At 68.1% G+C, this 7,236-nt stretch carries 5 protein-coding genes, 1 pseudogene and 1 CRISPR repeat array; all 6 genes and pseudogenes read right to left on the bottom strand.

Features of this window, described 5'->3' with window-relative positions:
• Nucleotides 1-65 precede the first annotated feature (65 nt).
• Nucleotides 66-1,146: a CRISPR direct-repeat array (repeat unit 37 nt; unit sequence GTTGCGATCCTCGCCCGGCCCGGAGGCCGGGCGCAGC).
• Between the two features lie 126 nt (nucleotides 1,147-1,272).
• Nucleotides 1,273-1,563 (bottom strand): CRISPR-associated endonuclease Cas2, encoded by a 291-nt coding sequence (gene cas2, locus JNW87_RS31820; protein ID WP_238454944.1) that lies wholly within the window; start codon nucleotides 1,561-1,563, stop codon nucleotides 1,273-1,275.
• Between the two features lie 3 nt (nucleotides 1,564-1,566).
• On the bottom strand, nucleotides 1,567-2,595 hold the full coding sequence (gene cas1c, locus JNW87_RS31815; RefSeq protein WP_238454943.1) for a type I-C CRISPR-associated endonuclease Cas1c: 1,029 nt from the start codon (nucleotides 2,593-2,595) through the stop codon (nucleotides 1,567-1,569).
• A complete protein-coding gene (cas4, locus tag JNW87_RS31810) occupies nucleotides 2,588-3,193 on the bottom strand; it encodes a CRISPR-associated protein Cas4 (RefSeq protein WP_238454942.1) in 606 nt (201 codons plus the stop codon). Before cas4 ends, cas1c begins: the two co-directional genes overlap by 8 nt.
• Nucleotides 3,194-3,233: 40 nt before the next feature.
• The gene (cas7c, locus tag JNW87_RS31805; RefSeq protein ID WP_238454941.1) at nucleotides 3,234-4,097 is read right to left on the bottom strand and encodes a type I-C CRISPR-associated protein Cas7/Csd2; all 864 of its coding nucleotides are present in this window, start codon (nucleotides 4,095-4,097) and stop codon (nucleotides 3,234-3,236) included.
• Nucleotides 4,094-5,844: pseudogene (cas8c, locus tag JNW87_RS31800) on the bottom strand (type I-C CRISPR-associated protein Cas8c/Csd1). Before cas8c ends, cas7c begins: the two are co-directional and overlap by 4 nt.
• Before the next feature lie 74 nt (nucleotides 5,845-5,918).
• Entirely contained in the window at nucleotides 5,919-6,608 is a 690-nt protein-coding gene (cas5c, locus tag JNW87_RS31795; RefSeq protein ID WP_238454945.1) for a type I-C CRISPR-associated protein Cas5c, read from the bottom strand.
• Nucleotides 6,609-7,236 lie beyond the last annotated feature (628 nt).

Raw genomic sequence — 7,236 nt, 5'->3', positions numbered from 1 at the left:
CGCCCGGCCCGGAGGCCGGGCGCAGCAACGGCGGATCTACTCGCCGGCGCGGCGCGGCACGGTTGGTTGCGATCCTCGCCCGGCCCGGAGGCCGGGCGCAGCGAGTCACCCCCACCTACTCGGACCTGTACGCGGGGTTGCGATCCTCGCCCGGCCCGGAGGCCGGGCGCAGCGACAACGCCCTCAACGGGTCCGACGCGGGTACGTCGCTGTTGCGATCCTCGCCCGGCCCGGAGGCCGGGCGCAGCGCGTGCCGCCGCTGCTCTGCGCCGTGGGACTACAGTGTTGCGATCCTCGCCCGGCCCGGAGGCCGGGCGCAGCTGTAGTAGTCGACGTAATTGCCCTGGTCGTCCGTAGAGGGTGTTGCGATCCTCGCCCGGCCCGGAGGCCGGGCGCAGCCGCACCCCGTCGACCACTGTCGACTACCCCACCACGGAGGTTGCGATCCTCGCCCGGCCCGGAGGCCGGGCGCAGCATGTCACCCCGACGTACGGCCCGGACATCTACTCCGGGTTGCGATCCTCGCCCGGCCCGGAGGCCGGGCGCAGCAACAGAACCAGGTGCTCGCGACGATCGCCCACAACACGTTGCGATCCTCGCCCGGCCCGGAGGCCGGGCGCAGCGAGCCATGCTCGCCCCTCGCTACACCTCGGGCACGCCGTTGCGATCCTCGCCCGGCCCGGAGGCCGGGCGCAGCGCCCGCCCCGGGGTGCTGGTGTAGTAGGCGCCCAGGTTGTTGCGATCCTCGCCCGGCCCGGAGGCCGGGCGCAGCCTCCGGCGGGGTCGGGTAGGTGAGGCGGCTGGCAACGTTGCGATCCTCGCCCGGCCCGGAGGCCGGGCGCAGCTGCCGCTGGTGATGACCCGCATGTAGACGCCGTTCACGCCGTTGCGATCCTCGCCCGGCCCGGAGGCCGGGCGCAGCTGCGCGCACGTAGACGGCACGTGTCGGGGGCAGCTCGTTGCGATCCTCGCCCGGCCCGGAGGCCGGGCGCAGCCAACGCAATGGACGCGTTGATCAGGTAGGTTCCGGCCGGGTTGCGATCCTCGCCCGGCCCGGAGGCCGGGCGCAGCGTGAACGCCCAGCGGAGTTGATCGCCGGCCGCCCACACGTTGCGATCCTCGCCCGGCCCGGAGGCCGGGCGCAGCGGTTCGCGAGCAGCAGAGATAGCGATCTGACGATGCATATTTGACTCGCCCGCGGTCCGATTTGTTCATCTAATCCACATTTCTTGACTCGGAACCCCCTGGGGTTTCCGCGTTCACTTGGGGTTCCTAGATCACCAACGCCCCCCGTGGGTCGATCAGCCGTGGCTTGCCGAGATGTTCGACATCGTCGAGCGCGTGGGCCGGCAGCCGGTAGATCCGGATGCTGTCCTGGGTCGGGTCGATGACCTCCCGGAGCGCGGCGACGAAGCGCACCTTGTCGGTTTCGCGGCAGACCACCTCGAACACCGACTTCTGCACGCGGTGGCCGTACGCCTCACAGATCTTGGCGACCTTGCGCAGTCGGCGTTGCCCCTGTGGGGTAACCGTCTCGACGTCGTACGTGACGAGCAGATCCATAGCTCAGTTCACCGTCCACGGCCAGTACGCGACCATGTCTCCGCGGAGGTGACGTGCGAGCAGCCGGGCCTGCACCAGCGGCAGCAGCGCGGCCGGCACCTCCCGGCCGAGCTGCGCGTGCGGCCAGTTGCGCTGCCTGCTCTGCTGCCAGGCGGCCAGCACGGTCTTGCGTCCACTGTCTGTGAGCCGGTAAGCCTTGTTTGGCAGTTCCTCGAAGTCGGTCGGGGTCAGCTCTCGCCTGTTGAGCAGGGTAAGCGCGAGCCGGTCGGCCAGGAGTGGCCGGAACTCTTCCATCAGGTCTAGGGCGAGAGCGGGCTTGCCTGGCCGGACGGCGTGTAGGAAGCCGATGTACGGGTCGAGTCCCACCTGGTCGAGTGCGCCCTGTACGGCGACGCGCAGCATGCCGTACAGGAAGGAGAGCAGGCAGTTCAGGGGATCGGTGGGGGGTCGTTTGGTGCGCCCGGATGCCTTCCAGTCCTTGCTTTCACCGAGCAGGTAGGGCATGGCGGCGAAGTAGTCGCGTGCGGCGATGCCTTCGACGCCGAGCACGTCGTTGGTGCTGGCCGCGGTGGCGAGCAGTTCGAGCCGTCCGGCCAGCAGTTCGGCGCTCGCCCGCAGCGCGGTCTGCCGGTGTCCGCTGGTGTCCCGGGCGGTGCGTAGCAGCACTTGTCGCGCGTTGTGTATCTTGCCGGCGACGATGGCGATCGCGATCGGCAATTGGCGATCCGGGGAGTCGGTGGCCCGGTGCTGGGCTTGGCGGAGTAGCGGATTGCCGTGGATGGGGCCGACCAGGCCGGCCCGGAACCGCCCGCTGCCGGTGAGCCAGCTGACCGAGCGGCCGTCGTCGGCGCACCGCAGCAGTAGGTCGTCGCTGGGTGTCACACCGCTGAACAGGACCAGGTGGTCGAGCCGGACGAGTGGCAGCAGCCGGCGTCCGGGTTGGTCGGGGTGGTACACCCGGACGGTGTCACCGTCGAGGTGCAGGCTGGTGCCGGGGGTCTGTACGTAGAGGGTGTTGAGCAGCTCAGTCACGCCACTGTCCCAATGGTCGTGGGGTCAACAGGTTGGGTGTGGTCTGCCGCCGGCCGTCGGTCAGCTCGGGAAGGCAGTCCTCGCGTAGGGAACATCGCCGGCAGCGGGCGTCGTTGCGCGCCGCCGGCAACGCCGGGGTGTCGAGCAGCCGGCGAGCCGCCACGGTCGCGACCACGACCCGGTCGAGCAGGTCGGCGTCGATGGGTACGGTGTGTCGGCGCCGTTCGGCGACCGAGTAGATGTAGCCGGTTGGCACGTCAAAGCCGGCTTCGAGGAGGCAGAGTGCCTGCCCACCGAGTTGCAGCTCGGCAGGCCCGCTGGCTTTGTGCCGTCCGACCTTGTATTCGACTGGTGTGGCGGTGCCTTTCTCGAACTCGACGATGTCGCAGATGCCGCGTAGGCCGTGGGCGTGGCTCCACACCGGTAGTGACCGGATCACGGTTAGGCCCCGGCGGCGTTGGATACCGGGCAGGTCGACGGTGGTGTGGCTGAGGTCACCGCGTACCGTCTCGACGCTTTCCGACCAGACGCCCTCGACGTGGATCAGCGCGGTCTGCCGGTGGCAGTAAGCGTAGTGCTCCAGCGCGGACAGCGGCACCTCCCGCAGGTCGGTGCCGCTGTCGTCGGGCGGTCGTCGATCACGGCCAGAGGTCGACCAGCTTGGTCAGCTCGACGCCGTCCGGTAGCTCCGACTCGTCGATTTCACGGGTGTAGTCGGTGTGGGCGCGCGGCGCCTTGGCGGGGTTGGCGCGGTCGAGTGTGATGCGTTGGGTGAGGGCGGCCGAGGGGGCGACTCCGAAGGGGTCGGGGTGGCTGAACACGTAGAGCCCGCACAGCTTCATCTCGCCCCGGGTGGCGGCCCGGTCGTGGTCGAACATGACGGTGATGGCCTGCCACAATGCGGCCAGGTCATCGCTGGTAACGCCGGTCTTCTTGGCGCGGGGCGCGGAGTAGAACACGTGCGCCCGGTACAGGCCGTACGGAACGGTCCATTTGGAGCCGATCTCGGTACGCTCTCCCTTGTCGATGTCCTCCTGCCGTGTCTGGGTGACCCGGGTGATGGTGTGGTCGGTGGGCAGGATCGGATCGATACTGCGGGCGAAGGTGAGCTGAAGCGGGCCGCGGACCTGGCCGGCGCCGCCGCCCTTGCCGGTGCTGAGTACGGCGCCGAACATCCGGATATCGAAGTAGTGCTCACACATCCAACGCTGCGCCTCGTCGGCCTTGCCCGGGTTGGCCTTCAATGCCGCTTCGATCCGGGTGTTCAGGGCGTGACCGGCCTCGACGAAGATGCCGTAGCGCGGGTCGTCGCCCTGCAGCAGCGACACCGTGTCGCGAATCTTGCGCTTGATCGCCACGTCGGTGACCAGGCCCTGTCCGCTCTCGTCGTCGGTACGCGGCTGGTTGCCGGCGTCGGGGTCGCCGTTGGGGTTTCCGTCGCTGACGTCGAACAGTAGGACGGCGTCGTGGCGGCGGGTCGGGTCGAGGTGCGCGGCAGTCATGCGTCGTCTCCTTCGTCGTGGGTGCTCCGGGCCACGTCGTCGGGCTCCGGGGGCAGGTCGGTCTTCTTCTTGGCCGCAGCTGCCGCGAGTCGCTCGGCCCGCATCTCGGCTCGCTGATGGTGGTAGCCGAGGATGAACTGAGCTTTGTCGGTCAGCACCGCGGCGGTGGGAACCGCAGCGAGTTCGACGAACAGGTCGTCGAGTCGCCGTTCGTACGCATCCGACCAGTTCGGCCGGCGCAGAGGACCGCGTAGCCGTTTCAGCCACGCCTGCACGTTGCGACGGCCGGAGACGATGACGACCTGCGGGTTGTCGATGGCGCGGCCGAAGTAGCGTTCGGCGAAGGTGGTGTTCAGCTTCTGGTCGGCGACCCGGGACACGGTCCGTTGCAGGTCATCCATGACGGCGAAGATGCGGCCGGACACGTAGGCCGGCTGCTTGTGCTCGACGTTCAAGGTCGGCGTCAGCCTCTCTCGTTCATGCTCGGGCAGATTCGGATGGCGACGGAGGGCGAGCCGGATCAGTGCGGCTCGGGCCGCGTCGAGCGGCCGTCGATACGGATTCGGTTGATGAGGTGGTTGAGCAGTTTCGGCGGCAACGGCCGCTTGAGCAGCGCGGCGCTGAGTAGCCGGTGGAACAGATCCGGTGGCCGGTGTTCACCGGACGCGCCAAACTTGGTCCAGGTCCCGGGACCTCCGTTGCGTCCGGCCTCGAACCGCCCGGCTGCTCGGGCCAGCTGGGAGACCTTGACCTCCAGCACGTCACCGGTCCAGGCATCGGCGATCTTGTGGTCGTCGAACCAGGCTCGGATGTTGTCCTTCACCTGGCTGATCGGCTGCTCGACCCAGTCCCGCACGACCACGCGGGCGACGTTGCCTCCCACGGTCACCGAGCAGTACCGGGACAGGTCGTCGACCGTCGCTTGCGTACCGCCGGCAGGGCCCGCGATGAGGTTCCGGATCTGCGTCGGGTCCAGCTGCTCCACAGTCGCCCATGGGTCGAAGGTCGACCCGCCCAACACCCACCAGGCAAGCCGGGCGTTCTGCCCGGACAGGGCAGTACTGTGCAGCGGATCGGAGAGCAGACCGGTCAACGCGGTCATGAACTTGAGGCCGCAATCGGCACAGATCGGGGTGTTGGTGAGTTGCTCCTGCAGCTCGTAGCCGTGCACGGCCTTGTTCATGCTGACCAGCGACGCGCTTTGGGTCGCGCCGGGGACCCACCGACGAGGAATCTGCTGCGGCACAGTCTTGAGCAACGACTGCACCTGCCCGCAGACCAAACACAGGCCGGACCGCCCCGAGCCCTTCCGATCACCGGCCACCCCGGACCAGAACCGCCGCGCCGACGGGGCGCCGGCCGCGTCGACTCCGCCGACCGAGAAGCCGATCAGGTCTCCCCTGCTCCAATCGGGCGGCGGCTGCAGCTTGCCGGCATGCCCGTCCCGGTAGAAGGCGGCGATGGCCGGACCAGGACCGTCAGGCTCGGCGGCGGCCCACTCGGTGATCAGGCCGCGGAAGGCTTGGTGCTGCTTCGCGACCCGCTCTGGCTTGGCTCCCTCGGACAGCCAGCCGAAGACGTACTCGCCGTTGTCGACCGCAAGGGCGGGCGAGATCCCGACGGTACGGGTTACCGCCGGCACCAGCTGTGTCGCACCGAACCGACGGTGCGGGTCGTCCTTGTCCGCCGTGTCGACAAGGCCACCCCGGGATATGCCCCTCTCGTCGATCTCCAGGCTCCAGCGCACAGGTCTGCGGGCGTAGAACGCCGGGATGACGTCGTCGCTGGTGTCGGCGTACTCCACCAGCCGTTGCAGCAGCACTAGACCACCTGGCCTTCCACCGGCAGCGCCAACTCGATCCCACTCTCAGGCACGTAGAGCACCCCGGCGACGACCCGGGCGGCGAACCACTCCATCCGCGGATAACCCGGCTTCCCGTCACGGTGCACGGAATGCAGCATGATGCCGATCTCCTCGTTGACATCCGCCCGTCTGGTGTCATCCGGCCAGCCAAACTCGGCGCTGAACTCGCGAGTGCCCAGGTACGGCCGCTGAAAGCAGGCCCCCTTGCGGATACGGCGACGAAGCTGGTCCCGGTACGCCGCGACCGGCTTGTCCGCATGCGCGGCCAACTCGATATGGGCGTGGATCCGATACGCCACGTCACGCAGGCAGACGGCATTGCGCTGATCGCGGTGCGCGGCGGTGTCCACCCGGCGGGTGCCCTTTATCGCCTCGGCCAGCGGCGCGACATCCGAGGTCTCGTTACGCCGGACCGAGAACTGCTTCACCGGCTTGAGCACCTCGATTGCCACGACCTGGTACCGCATCTCCGGCTTCCAGAAGATCGACTCGAAAACTCCCACTGCGGCAGACGGGGTCATCACGGGGTAACTGACCCGCTCCACCTTCAACTCCGGCCGCGAAAATAGCGCCGCCTCACCACTGACCTGCACCACAACCGGAAGATCATCCTCCGCGCTCCGCCGCAGAGTCAGCCCGTTGACCACATCTGTCGTCACAGCACCACCCCTTCCAAGATCAGAGTTGTCGAACATGCGATCGAAAGGTCACAGAACCACGGGATGAGCGAACCTCTCGCACACCAGGCGCGAGGATCCACGATTGGTATGACAAGACCGGCTGTTTGATCGACCGCATGACGCTCATCGTCGGCCAGCCTCGAACCGGCTTGGACTGAACGACGCCCAGTCCAAGCCGAGATATCGACGCACGTGTGGATCAATATCCAAGGTTTCGATTCTCAATGCCCCATGGCACTGCAGGCGGCCCAGTTCCGGACCAAGCGCTAAGCCAGCGTAGCTAGCTTCCTTGGATATTGGTCTTCGACACGCTGTCCGCAGTCGACTTCAACTCGCTGGGCCAGGTGACGTCTGGCCCTGAGCCGGGCGGGCGCCGTTTCCCCGAGACGACGGTCCGCTGCGCGAACAGCGGACCGCCCCAGCTTCCTGTCATTCCTGAAGGAGTGGGGCCGTGTCAACCCTTTTGGGTCGGACTGCTGCGACCGGTTTGTGCTGGTTCCCGGCTCGGTGCAGGCAAACGCCGGTAAGGGGTCGGGGTCAAGGCTCGACCGGAGGTCGACCGCGTCAGCGGCTTGGTCTTGACGCCGATCCCGTG

It is taken from the genome of Micromonospora sp. ATA51, from assembly GCF_016802855.1.
In the GTDB taxonomy this organism is placed as follows: Bacteria; Actinomycetota; Actinomycetes; order Mycobacteriales; family Micromonosporaceae; genus Micromonospora; species Micromonospora sicca.
Note: the sequence above shows the minus strand (reverse complement) of the source record. Positions and strands in the feature narration are given on the sequence as shown.